This window comes from Clostridium sp. CM74B_53 (assembly GCF_036318045.1).
GTDB lineage: Bacteria > Bacillota > Clostridia > Lachnospirales > Lachnospiraceae > Pilosibacter.
The window spans coordinates 47,193-72,389 of record NZ_JAWQDE010000009.1 but is presented as its reverse complement, the minus strand read 5'-3'; the positions used below and the strand labels follow the sequence as shown (position 1 = coordinate 72,389).

At 50.4% G+C, this 25,197-nt stretch carries 19 protein-coding genes and 1 riboswitch; of the genes, 2 read left to right on the top strand and 17 right to left on the bottom strand.

Annotation, left to right across the window (positions count from 1 at the left end):
• Nucleotides 1–115: 115 nt before the first annotated feature.
• Complete coding sequence (locus V2546_RS09365) at nt 116–1,849, bottom strand: [FeFe] hydrogenase, group A (protein ID WP_215702163.1); 1,734 nt, start codon at nt 1,847–1,849, stop codon at nt 116–118.
• Nucleotides 1,843–3,675: an NAD(P)-binding protein gene (locus V2546_RS09360; RefSeq protein ID WP_215702164.1), complete on the bottom strand. Its 1,833-nt coding sequence runs from the start codon at nt 3,673–3,675 to the stop codon at nt 1,843–1,845. Before V2546_RS09360 ends, V2546_RS09365 begins: the two co-directional genes overlap by 7 nt.
• Nucleotides 3,676–3,988: 313 nt before the next feature.
• Here V2546_RS09360 and V2546_RS09355 point away from each other — a divergent pair, with 313 nt between their 5' ends.
• The gene (locus tag V2546_RS09355) at nt 3,989–5,428 is read left to right on the top strand and encodes an NAD(P)/FAD-dependent oxidoreductase (protein WP_329752148.1); all 1,440 of its coding nucleotides are present in this window, start codon (nt 3,989–3,991) and stop codon (nt 5,426–5,428) included.
• Nucleotides 5,429–5,795: 367 nt separating this feature from the next.
• Here V2546_RS09355 and xerD read toward each other — a convergent pair whose 3' ends face one another.
• From xerD to V2546_RS09315, 8 genes are all read right to left on the bottom strand, one after another.
• On the bottom strand, nt 5,796–6,683 hold the full coding sequence (xerD, locus tag V2546_RS09350; RefSeq protein ID WP_329752147.1) for a site-specific tyrosine recombinase XerD: 888 nt from the start codon (nt 6,681–6,683) through the stop codon (nt 5,796–5,798).
• A 210-nt stretch (nt 6,684–6,893) separates the two neighbouring features.
• A complete protein-coding gene (locus tag V2546_RS09345) occupies nt 6,894–7,340 on the bottom strand; it encodes a hypothetical protein (RefSeq protein WP_329752146.1) in 447 nt (148 codons plus the stop codon).
• Between the two features lie 216 nt (nt 7,341–7,556).
• Nucleotides 7,557–8,093 carry an NUDIX hydrolase gene (locus tag V2546_RS09340; protein ID WP_118321973.1) on the bottom strand — a complete coding sequence of 179 codons (537 nt, stop codon included), beginning with the start codon at nt 8,091–8,093 and terminating at the stop codon, nt 7,557–7,559.
• Nucleotides 8,094–8,249: 156 nt separating this feature from the next.
• The gene (gene proC, locus V2546_RS09335) at nt 8,250–9,050 is read right to left on the bottom strand and encodes a pyrroline-5-carboxylate reductase (protein ID WP_329752145.1); all 801 of its coding nucleotides are present in this window, start codon (nt 9,048–9,050) and stop codon (nt 8,250–8,252) included.
• A 226-nt stretch (nt 9,051–9,276) separates the two neighbouring features.
• Nucleotides 9,277–10,821, bottom strand: a complete 1,545-nt coding sequence (gene rny, locus V2546_RS09330) for a ribonuclease Y (protein ID WP_118321975.1) — start codon at nt 10,819–10,821, stop codon at nt 9,277–9,279.
• 204 nt (nt 10,822–11,025) lie between these two features.
• Complete coding sequence (locus V2546_RS09325) at nt 11,026–11,538, bottom strand: regulatory protein RecX (protein ID WP_118728646.1); 513 nt, start codon at nt 11,536–11,538, stop codon at nt 11,026–11,028.
• 124 nt (nt 11,539–11,662) lie between these two features.
• The gene (recA, locus tag V2546_RS09320; RefSeq protein WP_118530250.1) at nt 11,663–12,739 is read right to left on the bottom strand and encodes a recombinase RecA; all 1,077 of its coding nucleotides are present in this window, start codon (nt 12,737–12,739) and stop codon (nt 11,663–11,665) included.
• A 602-nt stretch (nt 12,740–13,341) separates the two neighbouring features.
• Complete coding sequence (locus V2546_RS09315; RefSeq protein WP_329752144.1) at nt 13,342–14,694, bottom strand: sodium:alanine symporter family protein; 1,353 nt, start codon at nt 14,692–14,694, stop codon at nt 13,342–13,344.
• 148 nt (nt 14,695–14,842) lie between these two features.
• Nucleotides 14,843–14,946: riboswitch (glycine riboswitch) on the bottom strand.
• Between the two features lie 86 nt (nt 14,947–15,032).
• On the opposite strand from V2546_RS09315, the gene V2546_RS09310 reads away from it, so the two are divergent.
• Complete coding sequence (locus tag V2546_RS09310; protein WP_329752143.1) at nt 15,033–15,356, top strand: hypothetical protein; 324 nt, start codon at nt 15,033–15,035, stop codon at nt 15,354–15,356.
• A 60-nt stretch (nt 15,357–15,416) separates the two neighbouring features.
• On the opposite strand, the gene V2546_RS09305 is transcribed toward V2546_RS09310, so the two are convergent.
• From V2546_RS09305 to V2546_RS09275, 7 genes are all read right to left on the bottom strand, one after another.
• Nucleotides 15,417–16,808, bottom strand: a complete 1,392-nt coding sequence (locus V2546_RS09305; RefSeq protein ID WP_329752142.1) for an ATP-binding protein — start codon at nt 16,806–16,808, stop codon at nt 15,417–15,419.
• Entirely contained in the window at nt 16,805–17,470 is a 666-nt protein-coding gene (locus V2546_RS09300; protein ID WP_118298298.1) for a response regulator transcription factor, read from the bottom strand. The genes V2546_RS09305 and V2546_RS09300 overlap by 4 nt, the downstream gene beginning before the upstream one ends.
• Nucleotides 17,471–17,618: 148 nt before the next feature.
• The gene (locus V2546_RS09295) at nt 17,619–19,397 is read right to left on the bottom strand and encodes a Na/Pi cotransporter family protein (RefSeq protein ID WP_329752141.1); all 1,779 of its coding nucleotides are present in this window, start codon (nt 19,395–19,397) and stop codon (nt 17,619–17,621) included.
• 511 nt (nt 19,398–19,908) lie between these two features.
• Nucleotides 19,909–20,802 (bottom strand): S8 family peptidase, encoded by an 894-nt coding sequence (locus V2546_RS09290; protein WP_118298300.1) that lies wholly within the window; start codon nt 20,800–20,802, stop codon nt 19,909–19,911.
• A gap of 592 nt (nt 20,803–21,394) precedes the next feature.
• Nucleotides 21,395–22,669, bottom strand: coding sequence for a diaminopimelate decarboxylase (locus V2546_RS09285; RefSeq protein WP_215702170.1), 1,275 nt, complete (start codon nt 22,667–22,669; stop codon nt 21,395–21,397).
• Between the two features lie 123 nt (nt 22,670–22,792).
• A complete protein-coding gene (pyk, locus tag V2546_RS09280; protein ID WP_118530262.1) occupies nt 22,793–24,229 on the bottom strand; it encodes a pyruvate kinase in 1,437 nt (478 codons plus the stop codon).
• A gap of 1 nt (nt 24,230) precedes the next feature.
• Complete coding sequence (locus V2546_RS09275) at nt 24,231–25,094, bottom strand: rhomboid family protein (protein WP_015552362.1); 864 nt, start codon at nt 25,092–25,094, stop codon at nt 24,231–24,233.
• Nucleotides 25,095–25,197 lie beyond the last annotated feature (103 nt).

Sequence of the window (25,197 nt, the reverse complement as noted above, 5' to 3'; positions counted from 1 at the left end):
TATTCATTCATGAGCCGTCAAAAGGCATAGCATCCAAGATCTTTCAATACAGGAAAAGCACGCAGACGTTTTTGCATCTGCGTGCTTTTCCTGTATCCGTAATTTAACCGGCACTTTATTTATTTTTCCAATGCTCCGTATGCAATAACATATGCGCCTTATGGGACATCGGCTTTCCAAAGAAATCGCTGTAGATCTCCTTGATATCCGGATTCTCGTGGGAATAGCGCAATTTTGCTTTTGCGTCCAGCGCATAGAGCTTTCTGCCTCTCGCAAACGCCAGCTCCTCACCGTCGTGGATCGGCTGTCCGCCTCCGCCGACACAGCCGCCCGGGCAGGCCATGACTTCCACAAAGTCGTAGTGGACCTCACCGCGCTCGATCTGCTGTAAGAGTCTTCTCGTGTTTCCAAGTCCGCTGACCGCTGCGATGCGGAGCCTGATTTCACCGATGGCAAATTCCGCTTCCTGAACTCCGGCATTCTCCTGAAAACCTCCGCTGCGGACCGCCTTGAAAGCGTCTGCTGGAGGATTCTCGCCTTTTAAGGTAAAATACGCGGTGCGGAGAGCCGCCTCCATGACGCCGCCGGTCGCTCCAAAGATCACGCCCGCTCCGGTTCCCGCGTGCATCGGGCTGTCGCCAGGGATCTCCGCTAAGGTATCCGGACGGATATGGGCGGAGCGGATCATCTTTACAAGTTCCCTCGTCGTAAGCACCGCATCCACATCATGTCCGGCATACTCGCCGTAGAAGAGATCCATCTCCCGCTCGCCTTTCTTTGCCACACACGGCATGATGGACAGCGTAAAGATCTGATCCGGAGAAACACCAAGCTTTTCCGCGAAATATGTCTTCATGACAGCGCCGAACATCTGCTGCGGGGATTTCGCCGTGGAGAGATAGTTCACCATGTATGGAAACTGTGTTTTCACGAAGCGCACCCAGCCGGGGCAACATGACGTGAACATCGGTCTCTCCTTCAGCTCGCCGCTCGTAAACCGTTTTATAAACTCCGTGCTCTCCTCCATGATCGTGAGATCCGCAGAGAATACCGTATCAAAAACGTAGTTCACGCCCATGCGTTTTAAGGCATCGAAGATCTTGCCCACCGGCGCGTCCTCGTCCGTCAGGCCGAGTTCCTCGCCCCAGGCCGCGCGGACCGCCGGTGCAACCTGTGCCACCACGATCTTATCCTTATTCTCGATCGCATCCCAGACTTTCTCCGTATCATCTCTCTCGGAGAGCGCGCCAACCGGACAGTGGGTGATACACTGACCGCAGAGAGCGCAGTTCGCTTCCCCGATCGTCTTATGTCCTGCGACATTCACGGTCGTTCTGGAACCGGTTCCTTCCACATCCCAGATCCCGAGTCCCTGGATCTTATCACAGACCTGAACACAGCGCATGCACTTGATGCACTTCGCGGAATTACGGACCAGCGGGAAATTCTTATCCCACGGCTGATATTCCGGTTCCTGCTTAAACGGGATTTCCAGAATATTCAGATCATATGCCACCTGCTGCAGACCACAGTTTCCGTTTCTCGGACAGACCACGCAGCGGTTATCATGCTGGGACAGCAGCAGCTGGATCGTATTTCTTCTGTGATTCCGGACCTTCGGGCTGTTCGTATGGATGACCATGCCTTCCTTCACGAGGTTGTTGCAGGAGGTGATCAGTTTTTCCTTTCCTTCCAGCTCCACAACACAGACTCTGCAGGCCGCGATCTCGTTGATCCCCTTTAAATAGCAGAGCTTCGGGATCGGGATCCCGTTCTTCTCGGCAGCTTCCATGATCGTAATATTTTCCTCTGCCGAAATCTTTTTTCCGTCGATCGTAATATTTACCATAATGTACTCCTGCCTCCTTTAAAGATTCCGTATCCGAAATGATCACAGCGCAGGCACCGTCCGGCTTCCTGCTTCGCCTCCTTCTCGGTCATGCACTTCTCGACTGCCTCGAAATCACAGACACGCTCGCCTGCTTCCCGCTCCATTAAGTTCACACGTCCGCACGGAGTCTTGTCCTTTAAGCTCGCCTCCGGAATTTCCACTCCGCTCGTGATCTCGTGGTGGTAACCCAGGTATTCATCGATGTTCGCCGCAACAACCTTCGCTGCTGCGATCGCTTTAATTACAGATGCCGGACCGCTGGAGCAGTCGCCGCCCGCGAAGACGCCCGGCATGTTTTCAAATGCACCGCTCTTTAAGGTCACAATCTTTCCGCGGGATACCGGGATCCCGGCTTTCTCGAAATGTCCGGACTCGATATCCTGTCCGATCGCCTTGATCAGGACATCACATGGAATGTAGACATCCGGCTCTCCGGTCGGCTTCACGCTGGCGCGGCCGTCCCTGATCGCGCTGATCATCTGCGGGGTCGCGTAGATGCCATGGATCTTGTGGTCTTCCCCGACATCTAAGGACGCTGGAGCCTTTAAGGTCACGATCTCGATCCCCTCCGCGATCGCGCCCTCGATCTCACCCGGCAGCGCCGTCATATCGTTTCTCCGTCTTCTATATAAAATGCTGACTTTCTTCGCTCCAAGTCGTTTTGCCGTGCGGACTGCATCCATGGACACGTTTCCGCCGCCGATGACAACGACTTCCTTTCCGGTCAGGTCGATGATCTCGTCTTTTCCGACACTCCGCAGGAACTGTACCGCGGAGAGAACGCCGTCCGCGTCCTCACCCGGAAGTCCAAGCTTCTTATCCGTGCTGGCGCCGATCGTGATGAGCACCGCGTCATACTGTTCCCGCAGTTCCTGGATCGTGATGTCCACACCGATCTTTAAGCCATATTTTACTTCCACGCCGGTCTTTAAGATCGCGTTGATATCGTCATCCAGCCGATCTTTCGGGAGACGATAGTTCGGGATCCCGTACCGCAGCATACCGCCGAGCTTCGGCAGCATCTCGTACACGGTCGTCTGATGTCCCATGAGCTGTAAGTAGTAAGCAGCACTTAAACCTCCCGGACCGCCGCCGAGGACAGCGACCTTTTTCCCGGTCGACGGAGCACATTTCGGCGGATCCACAACACCCGCGTAATCTGCCGCGAACCGTTTCAGTCCCCGGATATTGACCGCATCGTCGACCATGTTTCTCCGGCATCTCGCCTCACACGGATGCTCACAGATAAAACCGCAGGTCGTCGGGAACGGGTTGTCCTTCCGGATCAGGCGGATCGCATCGGCATATCTTCCTTCTTCCACGAGCGCCACATAACCCGGAATGTCCACATGGGCCGGACAGATCGCGACACACGGGACCGGTTGGTTGTATGTACAGGTACAGCGGCCTTTCTTGATGTGCTCCACATAGTCATCGCGGTAGCCGATCAGCCCCTTATAGACCATGTTCGCCGCCTCATAGCCGATCGCACAGTCCGCGGAATCCATGATGGAAAGCGCCGTCTTCTCCATGAGATCCAGCGTATCCATTGTTGCTTTTCCGTTTAATACGTCACGGATCAGCTGGTTTAACTGCCCGAGACCGATCCGGCACGGAACGCATTTTCCGCACGTCTGCGCGTGGCAGAGCTCCAGAAACGCTCTCGCCATATCAACAGGACAGAGCCCAGGCGGGCTCGATTCGATTCTTCTCTCCAGATCTTTATAAAGTCCCTCCATCACGATCCGCGCGCGGGTCGGGGACATGATCTCCAATCTGCTCATATGATTCACTCCTCTGCAATTTTTTCATCGGTCACACCTGCTCACGCAGGTATGCCTGCTTTCCCCTCTATGGCTTATTGAATTTGTTTCTTAACATATTGTCGATTCTATCATGTAATTGTTAAATAAATCAAGTCTTTTATGTGCTTTACTTAATAATCTTTTGTTTAACGTTAATTTTTAGACAATTTTGCCGGTATTCTTTCCCATATCAATGATCTGATTTTCGTTTCTCTCATCTTGCGTGTCGGGGAGAACTATGATACGATAAAGAATGGTGTGCAAGGAACGCTCCCTGTCCTGGTGTCCGTATATGCTCACCCGAAAGGAGACTTGTGATATGAAATCCGGAGAACATTTTGACGTGATCATCATCGGCGCCGGCCCGTCCGGAATCTTCTGCGCGTATGAGCTGATCAAAGAAAAACCAGAATTAAACATCTTAATGATCGAAAAAGGAAGACCGATCGAAAAACGCGTATGTCCAAAGAGAAAAACAAAAGTATGCGTTGGCTGCAAACCATGTTCCATCACCACAGGCTTTGCAGGAGCCGGAGCTTTCTCCGACGGAAAACTCTCCCTTTCCCCGGATGTCGGAGGAAATCTGCCGGAGATCTTAGGATACGATAAGGCGACAGAGCTCATCAGGGAATCCGACGATATCTATCTGCAGTTCGGCGCTGATCAGAACGTATACGGTGTTGACAAACAGCAGGAGATCCGCAAGATCCGTAAAAAGGCCATCAATGCAAACTTAAAACTGATCGAATGCCCGATCCGTCACCTCGGAACCGAGGAAGGCTACAAGATTTATACCCGCCTGCAGGATCACCTCCTCGCAAACGGCATCCACATGGAATTCAACACGATGGTAAAAGATATCATCATCGAAGACGGAGCTGCAAAAGGTGTCATTACCGATAAAGACGAGGCATACTACGCAGACGAGATCGTCTCCGCCATCGGTCGCGAAGGTTCCGACTGGTTCTCCCACATCTGTGACGACCACGGGATCGATACCGAGGTCGGCACCGTTGATATCGGTGTCCGTGTCGAGGTCCGCGACGAGGTCATGGAATTCCTCAACAAGAACCTCTACGAGGCAAAACTCGTATACTACACACCGACCTTCGACGATAAAGTCCGCACCTTCTGTACGAACCCGTCCGGTGAGGTTGCGACCGAGTATTACGAAAACGGTCTGGCTGTCGTAAACGGTCATGCTTATAAATCAAAAGAATACAAGACAAACAACACCAACTTCGCGATCCTGGTATCCAAGAACTTCACAAAACCGTTCAAGACCCCGATCGAGTATGGTAAACACATCGCCCAGCTCTCCAACATGCTCTGCGACGGAAAGATCCTCGTCCAGACCTTTGGCGATTTCCAGAGAGGCCGCCGCACCACAGAGGAGCGTCTCTGCAGAAACAATATCATCCCGACCTTAAAGGATGCTGTTCCGGGCGACCTTTCCTTAGTTCTCCCGCACCGCATCATGGTCGACATCAAGGAGATGTTAAAAGCTCTGGACAAGGTAACTCCGGGTATCGCCAGTGACGAGACACTGCTTTACGGCGTGGAAGTTAAATTCTATTCCAACAAGGTCGTTGTCGATAAGGACTTTGAGACAAACATCCACGGTCTCCGCGCCATCGGTGACGGTGCGTCCGTGACCCGCGGTCTTCAGCAGGCATCCGCGAATGGACTTTCCGTTGCGAGAAGTATCTTGGCGAGAATGGATCAGAAATAAATGATAAAAAGAGCACCTTACGATCAATGTTTCAGGGATTTTTCTTTCTGACATTGTGATGATAGGGTTACAGTACACGGGCACTCCATGCCCGCGCACTGTAACAGGATTTTGCCGATGCTTCGCATTCCGAATCGGCAAAATCTGCTGCCACAACTGTATTGTACGGAATTTTCAGTTCAGAAAATTCCTACCGTGTACAGTAACACGATAGGTGCTCTTTTTCTTAGTTCAATTCGAGTTCAGCCTCTGTGTTCCAGTCAGCGCAGGCCGACAAATTTTCTCAAAGGCTCCGTTCTCTGCCGTTTGTTTCGATCGATATCGGTATATTGTCTGCGAAGAATGTGTATATTCGCAAAATGTTTTTTCACTTTCTCGGATGTGCCCCCTGGTACGCCTCCCGGACTGTATTTTCCGTCGCATATGCCGTATACATCTGCGTGGATGCCAGGTCGGAATGCCCCATCATGGTCTGAACAGCGCGCATGTCAGCGCCGTTGCTCAAAAGATGGACCGCAAAAGAGTGGCGCAGGGTGTGCGGTGTGATGTCCTCCTCGATCCCGGCCCGCTCCCCATAATATTTGATCAGCTTCCAGAAGCCCTGACGGCTCATGACTCCTCCGCTGCAGTTTGTAAAGAGAAGTTCCGAACTCATTCCCTTTAAGAACGTCTCCCGCGAGGCCTCCAGATACTTCGCCAGCGCATTTTTCGCCGCATGGCCGAACGGGATCATCCGCTCTTTATGCTCATCCCGGCAGGTGATAAAGCCGACCGCCATATTCACGTCTGAAAGCTTCAGGGTTACAAGCTCCGTCACACGGATCCCGGTCGCATATAAAAGCTCCAGCATCGCCTTATCACGGATCTCTTTCGGATTCGCACAGGACGGCTGGTCCAGAAGTCTCGTCACCTCATCTACTGTGAGGATCACTGGCACCTTCTTTTCGATCTTCGGTGCATGGATCGATTCTGCAGGATCCCTCCGGATCATTCCTCTCCTATACATCCAGCCGAAAAATGACTTTGCGGACGCCAGGGACCTTGAGACCGTCGATGCCGCCTTTCCCTCTTTTCCCTGAAAAAGGAGATAAGAATTCAGCGCGGTCTTTGTTACCTTTCCGCACTCCGTGATCCCGTTCTCTTCCAGATAATCCGCCATCTTCAGAAGATCCCTCTGATAAGAAAGCGTTGTATTTTTTGACGCTTGTTTTTCCTCCTCCATATAATGGATGAAGGTCTGAATTTCCTCTCTCATACCTTTTCCCCGTTCATTTGCGGCCACTGTAATCCACTGTTCCCTTATTTTTCCCGGCAAAACCAATATTTTTCTACATTATATCCCCATTTTATGGCAAAATCAAACGGATTTTTCCCACTTGAATCCCTTTGCAGGGAACTCACGCAGCCCGGAAACCTTTTTCAGTACCTTTTTGCAGCAATTCCGTGCCTTCATCCTCACTTGTGTCTACGAAAAGAACCGAAAAACTCCTGCTGAAACTTCCGGATTGATCAAAGTCTCTGCTGCGATTCCGAGTGCTGTCAATAAGATCATACTCAAGATCCGGGATTGCTCATTCCCCCGCACCGGTTCCCGGACCACGATCCACAAGAGATACGCCGCCAGCGCATAAAAGATCCCCTGTGGAAAGACCAGCCCAAAAAAGAGCAGGATCCCGCTGAATCCGCTGTGCATCGTCAGGGCACAGACGATCACTGACGCCTGAAACGATACGCAGACTGCCGACGCATAGCAGATGATCCCGGACAGCGACGTCTGGCAGATCAGGATCCCCACCAGGATCCACACAAAGCGCTTCTTCAGAATGCCTGCGAACAGGCTGTAATAATCCACTGACGACAGCTCCGCAGGTGCAAAGATCCCCGCAAACCATTGTTCCAGCGTATTCTTCATCTCCATGCTCATGTGATTGCAAAAAATCGTTCCCGCTGCAGTCCCAACAAATAAAAAAAAGGACAGCCAGAACAACTGACTGTCCGATAGTCTCCGGTGTCTGCGGATCCCAGTCATAGCGCTGCCGCCCCTGTTCCTTTTTCACAGTGTATGCGCACAGTCCCATGCTTTATCCACAATATTGTTTCTGATTTTTTAGTCTTCCAGTACCTGCTCTTACCGGATTCCTTCCTTCTGGGCATACGCAAGGATCGCCGCGATCGTCTTTGCGTCCGTCATCTTCCCGCTGTAGATCAGATCCAGAAGGTCCTTCACTTCCCACTCCTCCACGTCGATGCTCTCGTCTGCGTCGAGGTGCTGTTTCGACGGGATCAGATCTTTCGCGATATAGACGCCGATACGCTCGTCACAGAATGCCACCGTTGTATTGACCGTCATCAGGAATTCCAGATTTTCACTGCGGAATCCCGTCTCCTCCTCAAGTTCTCTCGCTGCACACTCGATCTTCGGCTCATCCGGCGCATCCAGCTTTCCCGCCGGGATTTCCAGAGTAAAGCGGTCCAGGGCGTTCCGGTACTGGCGCACCATCAGGATCTTTCCGTCCTTTGTCACCGGAAGAACAGCGGCAGCGCCGTCATGATGGATATAGTCATAGACTTCCTCGATCCCGTTAGCAACGACGGTGTCCCGGTAGATCTTTAAGATCATTCCTGTATAGGCAAGTTCACGTTTTAAACGAATTGTCTTTTCCATGTTTCTTTCATTTCCTCTCACTTTATGCTTTGTTCTGATCCACAGTCAATCATTTCACAAAATCCGACATGTCTGCATAGAACTGTCTGCGATTTGCTTCTTGTTCGCAATTTATCTCATTATCTGTGAATAATAGGAGAATTCTTTTTACAGCAATCAGCCCTTTAATTTCTTATTCTTCTCAAAGTTCGCATCGCAGGCCTTGATGATCGCACCGCGGAATCCATTCTCTTCCAGGGCGGCAAGTCCTTCGATCGTTGTTCCGCCCGGAGAGCATACCATATCCTTTAATTCGCCCGGATGTTTTCCTGTCTCAAGGACCATCTTCGCGCTGCCGAGCACCGCCTGGGCAACCATCTTGTAGGCAGCCTGGCGAGGAAGTCCGTTCTTCACGCAGCCGTCAGCCAGCGCCTCGATGAACATGTATACATATGCCGGTGAACAGCCGCTGGCGCTTCCCACAACATCCATCAGCTTCTCGTCCACCTTCTCCATCTCTCCGAAAGAAGTGAAGAAACCGTCGATCACCTGTTTTTCCTCGTCCGTAAACAGGTTCTCATCATAGCTCACACCGGACATTCCCTCGCCGACCATCGCCGGGGTGTTCGGCATCGAGCGGACAATTCTCGCCTCGTCTCCGAGTCCTGCCTGAAGATCCGCGATCGCATATCCGGCCGCGATGGAGATCACAACCTGATTTTTACGGATCTTTCCGTTTAATTCTTTAAACACAGTCGGAAGAACCTGAGGTTTTACCGCGAGGACCAGATATTTTACCTGCTCTGCGCACTCGGTTGCTGTGAAAACGTGGGCAACGCCCGTCTCCTCTGTGATCTTCTGCATCTTCGCTTCATGAGCGCTCGTAAAAAGCAGCTCCTCCGGCTGATATGTCTTTAAAAGTCCCCGCATGATCGCGGTTCCCATATTTCCCATGCCGATAAAACCAATTTTTGCCATATGAAATTTCCTCCTAAAAATGTATCTCGACACATTCTCGCGCCGAGCGCGGTCGCTTGCGACAATCCTCATCTTCGCGCGAGTGCGCATCTTAGGCACGCAGTGCCTGTTTGTTATCGCGACAGTCACCAAGGTCTCGCGCAAGCGCGGACTTTGGCTCGTTGTTCGCGTAAATAAAAAAGCCGCAGCCATACAGATCCTCTCTGCACAGCAACGGCTTTCAATTTTATTTCGCGTAATCGGTAACTCTGGACTCGCGGATCACGTTGACTTTGATCTGTCCCGGATATTCCAGGCTTTCTTCGATCTTCTTGGATATGTCTCTTGCGAGAAGAACCATATCGTCATCGCTGATCTGCTCCGGCACTACCATAATGCGCACTTCGCGTCCCGCCTGGATCGCAAAGGACTTATCAACTCCCTTGAAGGAGTTTGTAATATCCTCAAGCTGCTTTAAGCGGTTCGTGTATGTCTCCAACGTCTCTCTTCTTGCGCCCGGTCTTGCAGCGGAAATCGTATCTGCTGCCTGAACGATGCAGGAAATAAGGTTCGTCGGCTCAACATCGCCATGGTGAGATTCCACAGCATTGATAACGATCGGGGATTCTTTGTATTTCTTACACAGTTCCGATCCGAGCTGTACATGGGAACCTTCCATCTCATGGTCAACGGATTTTCCAATGTCATGTAATAAGCCGGCACGCTTTGCCATTCTGACGTCCACACCGATCTCGGCTGCCAGTAAACCGGATAACTGTGCGACCTCGATGGAATGCTTCAATGCGTTCTGACCATAGCTGGTCCTGAACTTCATCTTGCCGAGGAGCTTGACGAGCTCCGGATGGATATTGTGAATGCCGACCTCAAGGATCGCAGCTTCACCTTCCTCGCGCATCATGTTTTCAACTTCCTTCTGCGCTTTCTCCACCATCTCTTCAATTCTCGCCGGATGGATACGTCCATCCACGATCAGTCTCTCAAGAGCAATTCTTGCGACTTCACGTCTTACCGGATCAAAACCGGATAATACGACAGCTTCCGGTGTATCATCGATGATGAGTTCCACACCTGTCATTGTCTCAAGAGTACGGATATTACGTCCCTCTCGTCCAATGATGCGGCCTTTCATCTCGTCGCTCGGGAGCTGTACAACAGAAACTGTTGTCTCTGCAACATGGTCAGCAGCACATCTCTGGATCGCTGTAACCACGTATTCCTTTGCTTTCTTGTCTGCTTCTTCTTTTGCCTTGGCTTCTAATTCCTTGATAAGCTTTGCAGTGTCGTGTTTTACATCTTCCTCAACAGATTTCAGAAGATATTCTTTCGCCTGTTCGCTGGTAAGTCCGGAGATCTTCTCCAGTTCTTCCTGCTCCTTAGCAAATAATTCCTCGACCTCGGAAGAACGTTTTCTTAGAGTTTCTTCCTTTGCGGCAAGACTGGATTCTTTTCTCTCCATTGCCTCAGATTTTTTGTCAAGGTTTTCCTCTTTGCTCAGTACGCGGCGCTCATAACGCTGGATCTCGGCTCTCCGTTCTCTGGTTTCCTTTTCAAGCTCGTTTTTCGCTTTTAAATTCTCTTCCTTCGCTTCCAGGAGAGCTTCTTTCTTCTTCGTCTCGGCGACCTTCAATGCTTCATCTATTATTTCTCTGGATTTTTCCTCTGCGCTTCCGATCTTACTCTCGTAACTTTTTTTATGGTGAGCCACAGCTATCTTCCAGGTAATAGGAGCCACAATAATTGCTGTTATAATAACGCTGATTATTGGTGACACAGGAGCACCTCCTTTATTTAGTTTTCATTGTACTAATTACAACACTTCAATTCTAAACTGTTTTATGCATTATGTCAAGTATAATGCCCGCATTCCGGGGACTTCTGTGCATCCCCACGAAGGTTGTCGAACTGCAGTCCGCGGGCTCTCTCAGCCTCTGAAAAGCAGCACTGCAGTTCCTGTTCACCGATCAAAAACAGCTTCTCACTCCCACTGTTTCATCGCACTGTTGATCGCGTCATAAGAAAAGCCTTTTCTCGCCAGGAACGCGTAGATCTTCTGACGCTTTGCCGGGTCCGGTTCCTCCGGATCGTAGTTTTTCTTTCTCAGCAGTCCGAGGATCTGGGCAGACTCGTCAACTTCCATATCCTCGAATATCATTTCCACCAGATCATCGCTGACACCTTTCTGGCGGAGATCAAATTTCATCTGGCGGATACTCTTTTTATGTCCGTTTTTCTCTACATACCGCCTTGCATAATCCTCATCATCCAGATACCGGTAATGTTTCAGAAAAAGGATCGCATCTTCAACAGAGGCTGGCGAAAACTCCTGTTCCGCCAGCTTCTTACGCATCTCATTTTCTGTTTTTCCGGAAAACTGGAGATAGTAGAGTCCCTTATTTCGGGCTTCCCGAAACTCCTCCGGGATCGCCTCCCCATCTGCACCGGCATACATTTTCTGTTCCCGGTGTTCTTCCTGTATCCACTCTTTCATCCGTGTGTTTCCTGTATCTTTCTATCTACAGTTATTCTTCTCCCTGTTATTCAGAGAAGTCCCTGTACTGTCTGCAGGAATGCTGTTTCTGACGTTCCATGAAAGGTAACGCTGTTCCTGCTTTTTACTCGTCTGCCTCTGTCTCCGCAGCCAGTGTCTCCTCCGGAGCTGTCTCTGCAGCCATCTCACCCGGGACAACGTGCTGTGCTTCCAGTCCGTGGAGCTCTCTCACCTGGTTTTCGATCTCCTCACAGATCAGCGGATTCTGCAGCAGATAATTCTTTGCGTTTTCACGTCCCTGACCGATCTTCGCGCCCTTGTATGCATACCAGGAACCGCTCTTCTCAACAATATTCGCATCGGCAGCGAGATCAAGGACATCACCCTCACGGGAGATTCCTTTTCCGAACATAATGTCAAACTCGGCTTCTTTAAATGGCGGCGCGATCTTGTTCTTTACGACCTTTACACGGACATGGTTTCCGATCACCTCTCCGCTCTGCTTTAAGGACTCGGTTCTTCTCACATCGAGACGGACGGAGGAATAGAACTTTAACGCACGTCCGCCGGTCGTTGTCTCCGGATTTCCAAACATGACGCCAACCTTCTCACGGAGCTGGTTGATAAAGATCACGATACAGTTTGTCTTGCTGATGATCGCGGTCAGTTTTCTTAACGCCTGGGACATTAAACGGGCCTGTAAGCCGACGTGGGAGTCACCCATATCGCCGTCGATCTCTGCTTTCGGAACAAGCGCCGCTACGGAGTCCACGATCACGATATCGACGGCACCGGAGCGCACCATTGTTTCCGTGATCTCCAGCGCCTGCTCGCCGTTATCCGGCTGGGAGATATAGAGGTTATCGATATCAACGCCGATATTTTTCGCGTATACCGGATCAAGTGCGTGCTCCGCGTCGATAAATCCAGCGATACCGCCGCGTTTCTGTACTTCCGCTACCATATGGAGAGCGACCGTCGTCTTACCACTGGACTCCGGCCCGTAGATCTCTACAACACGTCCCTTCGGGACTCCGCCGAGGCCGAGAGCGATATCAAGGCTCAGAGAACCGGTCGGAACCGTCTCGATATTCATATTTGCGCCGGAATCTCCGAGTTTCATAACGGAACCTTTTCCGTAAGCTTTTTCGATCTGTGTGAGAGCCGCATCAAGGGCTTTTAATTTATCATCTTTATTCATATTTTTCCTCCAAAATCCGGAACTGCACTTTTTATTTTCCGGATAACAAAATCGATCAGAATCCAGGCGGTCTCCCGTAAAATCTGCAGGATCAACGCAGATGCCGCCCGATCAGTCATTAGATGCGAACAAGTGTTCTGTACTCGTTAATCATAATATAATCCCTGTAAAAAGTCAACCATTTCTTGTTGTTTCTTCGCATTGCGAAGCAGTATACTTCCCTCCCGTCTCCTTTCGTTTTATTCATTGGGCTTTCCACGATTCTTTCGGCGACCCGCCGGTGTGACGATCTGCAGCACATATTTTTTCGTGCTCACTATATCAGATCGGTGATCCGGATAAACTCCGGAAAGATTTCAGATATGGGTACTATATCGGATTTCCATCCGGCTGTCAATCGGCATCCTTCACAAATTCCGGGGAGATTTTTTTACATGTACCACTTGTTATCGCGACAGTGCCAAGGCCTCGCGCAAGCGCGGACTTTGGCTCTTTGTTCGCGTAAATCAAAAAGACGGCAGCCCATGCCCACAATACACAGTCTGCCGCCTTACGCTCAGCCTTTCCGGCTGTCAATATTTCATTTTAAAAGACTTCTGCGTCTACCGCTCCTTCGATGCTCTCACCACGAGCCCGCTGAGTGCCAGCAGTGCAAGGACGTTCGGGATGACCATCAGACCGTTGAAGAAGTCTGCTAAAGACCATACAAGCTCCAGCTTCAGGCAGGAACCGATCACGATGCAGACAACAACAATCATGGAGTAAAGCTTTGACGCTTTCTCACCGAACAGGTACTTCACGTTGACAAGTCCGAAGAAATGCCAGCTTAAGATCGTGGAAAATGCGAAGAAGAACAGGCACACCGCGACGAAGATGATGCCGGCGCTGCCGAATCCTTTCATGAATGCCGCCTGTGTGAGCGCTGTGCCGTCCTTTCCGCTGCTCATAACGCCTGTCGTGAGAACGGAAAATACAGTCAGGTTCAGGACGATAAATGTGTCGATGAAGACGCTGACCATCGCGCAGAGTCCCTGATGATGCGGGGATTCCGCTTTTGCTCTCGCATGTGCGTGCGGTGTGGAACCCATACCGGCCTCGTTGGAGAAAAGGCCGCGGGCAACACCATAGCGGATCGCCTCGCGCACTGTGATTCCCGCGCCTGCGCCGAGCACTGCTTCCGGTGCAAACGCCCCCTCAATAATGGAAAGGAACGCTGCCGGAAGAGCCGTGATGTTCATGCAGATCAGAATCAGGCTGCCGACGATATAAACACCGGCCATGATCGGAACGATCTTCTCAACTACCGTTGCCAGACTCTTTGTTCCTCCAAGGAAGATCACCGCTGCGATCACTGCGACAACAATGCCGACGATCACCGGCGAAAGTTCCACATGGAATACCTGAAATGCTTCCACAAACGCTGCCCCGATGGAATTGGACTGAACCATGTTTCCCATAAAGCCCAGAGCAAGAATAATAAATACCGCGAACAGAGTGGAGAGCACTTTTCCAAATGTGCCCTTGAACGCCGCCTTGATGTAGTAGACAGGGCCTCCTGTCACCTCGCCGTTTACCTCTGTCTTATATGTCTGTGCCAGAACTGCCTCCGCATAGATCGTCGCCATTCCGAGGAATGCGCTGACCCACATCCAAAAGATCGCACCAGGTCCGCCTCCGATGAGGGCTGTCGCCGCTCCTGCGAGGTTTCCGGTTCCTACCTGGGCAGCGATCGCCGTGGCGATGGACTGGAACGGGGTCATCTCGCCTTTCTCATGCTTTTCGCCGTTCATGCTGAAATGTCCGAATACCTGGCGGACGCCTTCCACGAACTTTCTGACCTGGATGAATCTTAAGCGGATCGTGTAGTAAAGCCCTGTTCCGCATAAGAGAATGATCAGGAGAAAGCTCCACAGAAAATCATTTCCTTTTGTTACAAGCTGCATCAGTGTGTCCATTTTTGTTATCCTCCTCTTTCATGATCATAGCCGCGGCCCCTGCAATCAATTCCCCGGGCTCACGCGCAAAAAATAAGAGCTGATAAGATATCAGCTCTCCAAAGAGTAGAACATTTGCATACAACGGGGATTTTCCCCATTGTGGTTATTTGTATGCCCTGTCCTTTTGCCTGAGAGATCAACCGGTACCATGGACATGAACCGGTCTTACACCTTCGGCGCTCCATTCGGAGACTCTCCAGAGTGTCCATGCGGACGTTTGTCCGTCTGGACTGCACTTATGCATAACATCCTATCACAATTTCTTCTATACATCAACGTATTTTTAAGCTAAACTAATGAATTTTGTAATTTTTGTAAAAAGTGATGCAATGATGGCAGAAATCAAAAGTGATTTCCTGCAATCTGACGAATGTGGATTTCGCTTCGCCTCCTCATCTCCTGTGCAGCCCGGATTCAACATCTCTCAGCTGCACGATCCCGGATCAGCTGCGTTTCCTTCAGCCGGAGAACGGGATTCCAATCACTCTCACCCGGCCTGCACACTGATCACAGACATCGTCCGGGAACAAGTGAAAACACGTTTCTCGAGTTTCCCCTTGTTATCGCGGCAGTCGCCAGGTTCTCGCGCAAGCGCGGACTTTGGCTCGTTGTTCGCGTAAATCATAAAAAGTTGCCGTACGCGGACACTCACTGCACGCGCACGGCAACTGATCAAGTTCTCACTCTTCCGTATTTTCCTTCTGTTCTTCCTGCTGCCTTTCTTTCTCAAGCTCCTGCTGCTTCAAAGTCTCCGAAAAATCCACCCGGATCTCCGTTCCTTTTCCTGCCTCGCTCTCCAGGGAAAGCTTCGCACCGTGCTGTGCCACGATATGTTTGACGATCGCAAGGCCAAGTCCCGTACCGCCGGTCGCTTTCGAGCGGCTCTTATCGACACGGTAGAAACGCTCAAAAATCCGCTCCTGATGCTCCGGCGAGATCCCGATCCCGGTATCCTTTACAGAGAGGAAGGTATGTCCGTTCTCCGTTCCCGTCGTCACCGTCACCGATCCGTCCTTCTTGTTATAACGGATCGCATTGTCGCACAGGTTGTAGATCAGTTCCTCCATGAGCTGCCGGTCCGCAAAGACAGGGGCAGCCCCGCCGCGGACGCTGATCGTCACATTCTGCTTCTTCGCGTTCATCTGGAGCATGTCCACACATTCCTTTGCAAGCGGGAACAGATCCAGATCTTTATACTCCACATCCTTTTTCCCGCCATCGAGCTGGGAAAGCTGGATGATATCGTTGATCAGTGAGAGCAGTCTCGATGCATTCTTGTGGATCTCCGCGGCGAACCGCTCTGCGTTGTCCCCGGCCATCCCATGTTCGATGAGCTCCGCGTATCCGGAGATTGCCGTGAGCGGCGTCTTTAACTCGTGAGAAACATTTGCCGTGAATTCCTGGCGCACCTGGGAACTTTTTAAGATGTCCTCATGCTGCTGCCGGATCTTGTTCATAAACGGGACCAGCTCCTTGTAGGCAGCCTGCGTCCCGGGTTCCGAGAGATTCTCCGCCATCTTCTCGATCGGTGCCACCAGATTCTTCGTAAAGTAATTGGACATCAGGATACAGAAGAAGAACAGGAGCACAAACACGCCGACAACTGTCAGCATCATGTTCTGGGTCAGAGCAAAAATATTGTCGCCTTCCCTTGCGATCCGCAGGATCCGGCCATTGTCCAGACGGATCGCGTAATAGAACATGTTTTTATCCAGTGTGGTCGAGCGGCGGGTATCGCTTCCTTCCCCGTTTTCCAGCGCCATATGGATCTCCGGACGGTCCTCATGGTTCTCCATCGCGGTAGAGTCCGCATTGCTGTCAAAGATCACATTCCCGCTGGCGTTGATCACCGTGATGCGCAGCGTATCAGGATTCAGATCATAGGCATCCGGGTGCAGATCCGAGATACTGTCAAAGATATGCATATTTTTCATGACAAGCGCATCCGCCTTCAGATCCCCGATCACCTGTTTCTGATAGACCCCGTAAAAAACGAATAAAACACACAGCAGTGTCAACAAGATTGAAAACACTGCCGTGGCAAGAAGTTCTATATGGATTTTTCTTTTCATTCGATCATGTACCCCACATTTCTCACTGTACGGATCATGGAACCCGCCTCGCCGAGTTTCTGTCTGAGCGTCCGGATATGCATATCCAGAGTTCTCGACTCTCCTTCAAAATCGATGCCCCAGACACGCTCCAGGATGATCTCACGCGTCACAACGATCCCGGCATTGTGGAGCAGCAGCTTTAAGAGTTCATATTCCTTGAAGGTCAGGCTGCATGGGACATCCTTCACATACACCATGTGCTTCTCATCATCCAGGAAGATATCCCCCAGGGTCAGGAACTTGTCCTCCTCCATCGTTCTTCTGAGTACCGCCTTCACTCTCGCGATAAGCTCCATCACACCGAACGGCTTTGTCAGATAATCATCCGCGCCGACATCGAGTCCCTTCACCTTGTCGATCTCGGTGCTCTTTGCCGTCACCATGATCACCGGAAGTTTCTTCGTCTCCGGGCGGCGGCGGAGCTTCGCTACGATCTCCAGTCCGTCCTCATCCGGCAGCATGATGTCCAGGAGGACAAGATCCGGCTGCTTCTCTTCCAGCTTTTTATAAAAATCATGAGCGCACTCAAAGCCCTCTACCTGATATCCGCTGTTTTTCAGTGCGAACATCTCAATTTCCAGAATATTTTTATCATCTTCCACTGCATAGATCAGAGCCATGTTCTTCTCCTCCTGTCTTAATTTCTGTCATTTTCCGTCATTGGCCTGATTCAGATCATGATTTTTATTTCACGATCCATAGTGCCGGGCAGCTATGCGTTCCCACGGCATACCGCCCTTTTCTCCTACTATCTTACTACACATTTTCCTAGACTGGAAGCGCGTATTTATCACGATACTGTTCCACCATCGCCGCAAACTGCGGATCTCCGTCTCTCTTTAAATTTTCCAGATATCCGTGGGCATCAAAACCATCGCGCTCGATCTCGATCACGCTGATCGCGATATTGGAACAGTGATCGGAAACACGCTCCAGATTCATAGAAATGTCAGAGAGGACAAAGCCCTGCTCGATCGTACATTTTCCCTTCTGGAGTCTCTTGATGTGATTTGCCTTCACCACGGTATTGATATCGTCGATGACTTCCTCTAACGGCTCCACCTTTGACGCCTCATCCGTATTATTCGTCTCGAACGCATCAATGGACATGTCCAGGATCTCCTTGACGGCATCTAAAAAGATTTCCAGCTCTTTGTCTGCCTTGCTTGAAAAATGCATCTCTTTCTCTTGCATCTCCTTCGCGGAATCCTTTAAATTCATGCCATGATCGGAAATACGCTCAAAATCGCCGATGCAGTGAAGGAGCAGGGATACCGTATGGCTGTCGTTTCTGGACAGATTTTTTCCGCCGAGCTTTACCATATAGGTTCCGAGTTCATCCTCATAACGGTCTACAAGGTTCTCCAGCGCCTCCACGCGCTCTGCCTTTTCTTCTGAAAATTCCTTTAAAAGTTCTACTGATGTAAAGAAGCATTCCTTCGCCAGCTTTGCCATCTGGATCGTTGTCTGACGGCACTGCTCTACTGCAAAACCAGGAGTGTCGAGGAAACGCGGGTCGAGAAGACGGAACGCACTCTTTTCCTGCTCTGAGACAGGAACTTCCTTCTTCTGCTCATCCGGGATCGTGAGACATGCCAGTTTTACAAGTCCGTTGCCAAACGGAAGGAGCAGGATTGTCGCCGCAATGTTGAAGCTGCTGTGGATCACTGCGATCCCCATCGCATTTGCCGCTGTATCGAGGAACGAAAAATGAACGACCGCATTGATCGTGTAAAAGACGATCATAAAGATCACGGTGCCGATAATATTAAAGTACAGGTGAACAAGCGCTGCACGTCTCGCATTTTTGGAGGCGCCGATACCGGAAAGCATTGCAGTCACACATGTTCCGATATTCTGTCCCATGATGATCGGAAGAGCCGTGCCGAAGTTGACTGCTCCCGTTGCACATAACGCCTGAAGAATTCCGACCGATGCGGAAGAGCTCTGGATGATCGCAGTGAGGACAGCTCCGGCGATCATTCCAAGGACCGGATTCGAGAACATGGTCAGGATCCCTGTGAATTCCGGTACATTCGCAAGCGGTTTTACAGCACCGCTCATGGTCTCCATTCCGGTCATCAGGATCGCGAAGCCGATCATGATCGTTCCAGCATCTTTCTTCTTCTCCTTTTTGGAGAACATGATAAGGCAGACACCGATGAGTGCAAGGGCCGGTGAGAACGATGTCGGTTTTAAAAGACGTACAAAAAAGTTTCCGCTCTCAATTCCTGTAAGGCTCAGGAGCCAGGAAGTAGCAGTCGTTCCGATGTTGGCGCCCATGATGATGCCGACCGCCTGCGTCAGCTTCATGATGCCCGAGTTTACAAAACCTACGACCATGACGGTAGTCGCGGAAGATGACTGGATCACCGCTGTGACTCCGGCACCTAAAAGGACCGCCTTGATCGGATTTGATGTCAGTTTTTCAAGAATTCTTTCCAGTCTGCCGCCGGAAAGCTTTTCGAGACCATTTCCCATGGTCTCCATTCCGTAAAGGAACAGCGCGAGCCCGCCAAGCATCGTCAATACTCCAAAAAAGTCCATAAAATTCCCCTCTTCAAAATTTTGATCATTCATTAACTTTTTACATTTCTTTCTTACCATGTATCAGAATATCAAGGAAATGTAAAATGCTTGACAGGGATTATGTAAAATCTGTGTAAAATTGTGTGTTTAAAAAATGAGATGTTTTTATACTGGAGTCGATTGATAGAATCTGTAGATTATGGTAGAATTTTCTCATGGTGTCACCATAACGGTAGGCGGTTGGTCCCCGAATTACATAGAACCTGTAAAGGAATCTTATGGAAAGGAGGGGATGCCATGAGCATTATTGATTTCATTGCGGTCGTGAGCTTCGGTCTTGCTTGTTTCGGACTGGGGTATACGCTTGGAAAAGATACTGTAAATGCAAAAAAATAACCGCCCCGACCTAGCAAATCGAACGGTTATTTTTTTACTTAATGTCTAGGATCACCCGTCTATCGGTGACACCTCTTTATAAACAATATAACATACTCGCAACAACATTTCAATATGTTTTCGTTTGCTATCTTTATCTCTCAAGCATTTTCCCCACATCCAACAGTCCCCATCCCTGCTGGTTTCTCGGCAATCCGATATCCACCGAACTTTCCCGCAGTCTCAGTTTCACATCCTTATTTGACATGTCCGGAAAGCGTTCCAATAAAAGAGCGACAGCTCCGGAGACGATCGGTGTGCTCATGGAAGTGCCGCTCTTGATCGTATACTTGTCGGCTCTGCTGGAGCAGCTCACAACGCTGCAGCCCGGTGCAACGAGATCCGGTTTGCAGATGCAGGCCGCCGTGGGGCCGCGGCCGGAATAATCCACCATCCGGTTTCCACCGACCAGTACCTCCCGGTCATCGTCCGAACAGCCGACCGTGATCACCTTCCGGCTGATCCCCGGCGTCGTGATGCTCATGGTCCGCGGCCCATTGTTTCCGGCCGCCACCACGACCACAAGCCCGGCGTCCCATGCCCGGTTCACGCCTTTCACGAGGGCGGAATTCTCACTCATCCCGCGTTTCGAGCAGGCGCCCACCGATATATTTAAGATCCGGATGCCAAGCTGTTCCTTTCTCTCCAGAACCCAGGAGATCCCCGCCAGAACATCCGAAGAATAGCCATTTCCTTTTCGGTCCAGGACTTTCACCATGATAAGATTACACCCCGGTGCGATCCCGCTGTACCGCCCGCCGGACATTCGCCCGCTGCCGCCGATGATCCCGCAGATATGCGTCCCATGCCCGCAGTCATCATACGCAAAATTCCGCCGGTTCACCATATCCGCGAAACCGGTCACCCGGCTGTCAAAATCCCGGTGAAGAAAGATCCCGGTATCCAGAACGGCCACGCCGATCCCCTTCCCGGAAAGCCCCATCCGATATGCGCGCTCACAATGGATCTGATCTTTGATATGATTCACATGCAGGATTCCTCCATGCATTCTCTCTTACTTATAAAATATTCTGTCTGCCTGTTTTGTGCGCCCTGCCGCTTTCCGATCAGTCCGAATCCATCACCGGAACTTTCCGGTCTGTGCATATCTTCTGACAGCATTCCCTGTCTTTTCTTTGTTTTCCACATTCTTCAGAATTACGGTCAAATCTTAAAGAAATCTTAATAATTCATTCAAAGAATATACAATCATTTTCCGGCCCGGTGTGCTATACTTTAACCATAAGAAATGCACGAGATATTTTAAATCCTTTATCCTAAACCTTTTTGAAATTGAAATCCTAAATGATGAATCCCTGTACGAGATGTACAGGGTTTTTTCATATCTTTTTGTTCTGGCAGACCTGACACCCACAAGACAAAGCATGATTCTCTATTGCCCATGCGGTCACCTGAAATCGGTCCCAATTTCGCGTAAACAACAAGAGACGGTACCGTTCACCAGGAACCATACCGCCTCTTTTTTCTTTTAACTGACCGCCTGTCATTTTTCAGATCCTGCCCGCCGGCATGGATCCGGCCGCACACCATCTCATATGATCAGGCTTTTCTTTTTTCCCTTACACGTTTCTGACATTCTTAAGAATATCGCAGAAATCAAATGTAGCAAAGTAATCCTTCGGAGTCTCTGCACGGCGGATCATCTGAACGCTGCCGTCCTCCTTGAGGAGAAGCTCTGCGCTCTTTAACTTTCCGTTGTAGTTGTAACCCATCGCGAATCCATGTGCACCCGCATCGTGGATGAATAAAAGGTCACCCATATCAATCTTCGGGAGCATGCGGTCGATCGCGAATTTATCGTTGTTCTCGCAGAGGGAGCCTGTCACATCGTACTTGTGATCACACGGCTCGTTCTCCTTGCCCAGCACAGTGATGTGGTGGTAAGCGCCGTACATTGCCGGACGCATCAGGTTTACCGCGCAGGCATCCACACCGATATACTCTTTGTAAGTGTGCTTCTCATGGATCGCTCTTGTGACAAGCGCACCGTACGGAGCCAGCATGAAGCGGCCAAGCTCTGTGAAGAGCGCCACATCGCCCATTCCTGCCGGAACGAGAACTTCCTCGTAAACCTTTCTTACGCCCTCGCCGATGACCTTGATGTCGTTCGGCTCCTGATCCGGTCTGTACGGGATACCGATTCCGCCGGAGAGGTTGATGAACTTGATATCAGCGCCGGTCTCCTTCTTTAACTTCACTGCGAGCTCAAAGAGGATCTTCGCGAGAATCGGATAGTACTCGTTCGTCACGGTGTTGCTTGCAAGGAACGCGTGGATACCGAAGTTCTTCGCGCCCTTTGCCTTTAAGATCTTATAAGCCTCCGTGATCTGGGCCTCCGTCATGCCATACTTCGCATCTCCCGGGTTATCCATGATATCGGTCGCTACTTTGAATAATCCACCCGGATTGAAGCGGCAGCAGATCGTCTCCGGAATCGTTCCGATGGTCTTCTCGAGGCACTCGATATGAGTGAAATCGTCCAGATTGATGATCGCGCCGAGGTCGTAAGCCAGTTTGAACTCTTCCGGCGGGGTATCGTTGGAAGAGAACATGATGTCATGACCAGAAAAACCGCATGCATCGGACATCAGAAGCTCTGTCTTTGAGGAACAGTCCGTTCCGCATCCAAGCTCCTGCAATGTTTTTAAGATGAACGGGTTCGGGGTTGCCTTTACTGCAAAATACTCTCTGAAGCCTTTATTCCAGGAAAATGCTTCCTTTAATTTCATCGCATTCTCACGGATTCCCTTTTCATCATAAAGATAGAAAGGAGTCGGATAGGTCTTTGCGATCTCTTCCAGCTGTTCCTTCGTTACAAACGGTTTCTTCTCCATGTACGTTCTCTCCTTATCAGTCAATATATTCCGCACCCTGAGACGCTCGATCCTGTGCTGTATACACCATGCACTACAGACAGCCGCGCCCGGTGCAAAGCCCGGCAGGCCGGACTCTTTCTTTTAGTCGATATTTACTACCCGCATGATATTGGTGGAAGCCGCTGGCTCATGTCTTCTCGCATAATCCACAACTCCCGCAGTCACGACCGCGATATCGCCTGTTTTTACAATACCATTCTCTTTTAAAATGTCAATACTGTTCTCAATTAAAGTGTCAGTGGATTCCGCTCTTTTTGCCTGGAACGGGGTAACGCCCCAGTAGAGCATCATCTTGCGGACTGCGGAGATACTCGGGGACATTCCCACAAGTTTTGTGGACGGATGCCACTTGGAAAGCATTCTCGCCGTGTAGCCGCTGATGCTCGGCGCGATGATGACAGCCGCGTCAAGGGACTGTGCCGTTGCGACGGACGCATAGCTCACCGCATTGGAAATATTGTGGCGGTTATCGTCGGATACTGTTCTCTTCTCATAGAAGTCACCGCTCATGTGGGACTCGGTCTCCTCAACGATATGAGCCATCATCTTTAATGCCTCGACCGGGTACTTACCATTTGCAGTCTCACCGGATAACATAACAACGTCTGTTCCGTCATATACAGCGTTCGCAACGTCGGAAACCTCCGCGCGGGTCGGTCTCGGGTTGCGGATCATGGAATCCAGCATCTGGGTCGCTGTAATAACGACCTTACATGCGGCGCTGCACTTTTTGATCATCATTTTCTGAAGGTGCGGAAGCTTCTCCGGTGCAATCTCAACTCCCAGATCTCCGCGGGCTACCATGATTCCGTCGCTGGCCTCGATGATCTCGTCAAGGTTCTCAAGTCCCTCAGCGTTCTCGATCTTCGCGATGATTCCCATTGAGGAACCGCCCTCGTCTAACATCTGGCGGATCTCACGGATCGCATCTGCGGAACGGATGAAGGAAGCCGCGATATAGTCGAACCCAAGCTCGATACCGAAACGGATATCTTCCTTATCTTTATCTGTTAACGCCGGAAGCTTGATCTTTACGTTCGGAACGTTTACGCCCTTTCTCTCTCCAAGCTCGCCGCCGTTCATGATCCTGCAGTAGATCTCGGTTCCCTCAACACGCTCAACATGAAGCTCGATCAGGCCGTCATCGATCAGGATCACGTTGCCCTCTGTTACGTCCTCATTTAAGCCATTGTAATTGATGTGGACTCTCTTTGCGTCACCGACGATATCCTCTGTTGTAAGGATGATCTCCTCGCCTGCTGTCAGTGTTACCTTCTTTCCGTCCTTTAAAACACCGGTACGGATCTCCGGTCCCTTTGTATCAAGAAGAGCTGCTACCGGTTTTCCAACCTCTTCCGCAACCTCGCGGAGCTGTTTGTAGCGGGCTCTCTGCTCATCGTGTGTTCCGTGGGAGAAGTTGAAACGGGCAACATCCATTCCGTTTAAGAGCAGCTGTTTCATGACCTCTCTGTCATCGCTGTTTGGTCCCATGGTACAGATAATTTTTGTTTTCTTCATGTTATGCCTCCTGATTGCTGTTTGCCTGTCTTGGATCCATCCCGCCTTTTGTTACATGTTTGTGGGTATACAGGTGGTCCTGACAGTATTCATAGTCGCCTTCGCACTTGGAGCAGTAGCGGAATACAAGATTCGGGTCATCCTCCTCCGTACGTCCGCAAACAGCACAGCGGTGGCGTCCGATCTTTTCCGCTGTCTTCTGCGCCTCGCGCATCTGTGAGTGAAAGACCTGTTTTCTCCGAATTTCCTTTGGATTCAGACGGCTCCCCCTGGACATGAAGAGGTATACGATAAAATTAAGTAAAGACATAACGATCGCAATTCTCTGCGACATGCCGCCGAAAAGGAATCCATAGACGAAGTAAAGTCCATCAAAAAGTGCCAGATACTTCGCCTTGATCGGAAGTACAAAAAACAGGTAAAACTGCATTTCCGGGAATGTGGCCGCAAATGCAAAAAACAGGGAAAAGTTCAGATAATCTGTGGTGAGAATATAGACCTGCCCTGTAATGATGTAGATCAGCAGCGCCGCAAGGACATGACCGATCACACCCATAAAAAAGTACACATTAAACCGGAAGGTTCCCCAAACCCGCTCCAGAGTCATTCCCAGATTGTAGTAAAGGTAGATCGCTATCAGGTTGAAGAAAAGACTGCCAGACGGCGGCCAGATCATAAATGTAACGACTCGCCAGATCTGTCCGTGAAGGATCGCCCTCGCATCCAGCATCAGGTACTGGATGTAGAATGCCGGTGCCATCATCTGGACCAGTACGCCCACCGCATACAGGATCACGATATAATACATGAGATTCGGAATCGCGTACCGTCCGAATTTCCGCTCCATCTTGTTCATAAAATTCATTGAAGCTTTCCTTTCCTAATAGAAATATCTATTTCTCCTACGCCCCGTATTATAATTCCCAACCGTTTCTTTTGTCAAACGCTTTATGATATCGTTACTGGAA

What these genes read in the sequence shown, in the direction of transcription:
- recA (WP_118530250.1), bottom strand. Translation starts at nt 12,739, where the DNA reads ATGAATAAAGATGATAAATTAAAAGCCCTTGATGCGGCTCTCACACAG.
- V2546_RS09360 (WP_215702164.1), bottom strand. Translation starts at nt 3,675, where the DNA reads ATGAGCAGATTGGAGATCATGTCCCCGACCCGCGCGCGGATCGTGATG.
- V2546_RS09340 (WP_118321973.1), bottom strand. Translation starts at nt 8,093, where the DNA reads ATGGAAAAGACAATTCGTTTAAAACGTGAACTTGCCTATACAGGAATG.
- V2546_RS09345 (WP_329752146.1), bottom strand. Translation starts at nt 7,340, where the DNA reads ATGAAGAATACGCTGGAACAATGGTTTGCGGGGATCTTTGCACCTGCG.
- V2546_RS09285 (WP_215702170.1), bottom strand. Translation starts at nt 22,669, where the DNA reads ATGGAGAAGAAACCGTTTGTAACGAAGGAACAGCTGGAAGAGATCGCA.
- V2546_RS09310 (WP_329752143.1), top strand. Translation starts at nt 15,033, where the DNA reads ATGAATTTTGTAATTTTTGTAAAAAGTGATGCAATGATGGCAGAAATC.
- V2546_RS09305 (WP_329752142.1), bottom strand. Translation starts at nt 16,808, where the DNA reads ATGAAAAGAAAAATCCATATAGAACTTCTTGCCACGGCAGTGTTTTCA.
- xerD (WP_329752147.1), bottom strand. Translation starts at nt 6,683, where the DNA reads ATGAGAGAGGAAATTCAGACCTTCATCCATTATATGGAGGAGGAAAAA.
- V2546_RS09355 (WP_329752148.1), top strand. Translation starts at nt 3,989, where the DNA reads ATGCTCACCCGAAAGGAGACTTGTGATATGAAATCCGGAGAACATTTT.
- V2546_RS09300 (WP_118298298.1), bottom strand. Translation starts at nt 17,470, where the DNA reads ATGGCTCTGATCTATGCAGTGGAAGATGATAAAAATATTCTGGAAATT.
- V2546_RS09315 (WP_329752144.1), bottom strand. Translation starts at nt 14,694, where the DNA reads ATGGACACACTGATGCAGCTTGTAACAAAAGGAAATGATTTTCTGTGG.
- pyk (WP_118530262.1), bottom strand. Translation starts at nt 24,229, where the DNA reads ATGAAGAAAACAAAAATTATCTGTACCATGGGACCAAACAGCGATGAC.
- V2546_RS09275 (WP_015552362.1), bottom strand. Translation starts at nt 25,094, where the DNA reads ATGAATTTTATGAACAAGATGGAGCGGAAATTCGGACGGTACGCGATT.
- V2546_RS09365 (WP_215702163.1), bottom strand. Translation starts at nt 1,849, where the DNA reads ATGGTAAATATTACGATCGACGGAAAAAAGATTTCGGCAGAGGAAAAT.
- V2546_RS09295 (WP_329752141.1), bottom strand. Translation starts at nt 19,397, where the DNA reads ATGGACTTTTTTGGAGTATTGACGATGCTTGGCGGGCTCGCGCTGTTC.
- proC (WP_329752145.1), bottom strand. Translation starts at nt 9,050, where the DNA reads ATGGCAAAAATTGGTTTTATCGGCATGGGAAATATGGGAACCGCGATC.
- V2546_RS09325 (WP_118728646.1), bottom strand. Translation starts at nt 11,538, where the DNA reads ATGAAAGAGTGGATACAGGAAGAACACCGGGAACAGAAAATGTATGCC.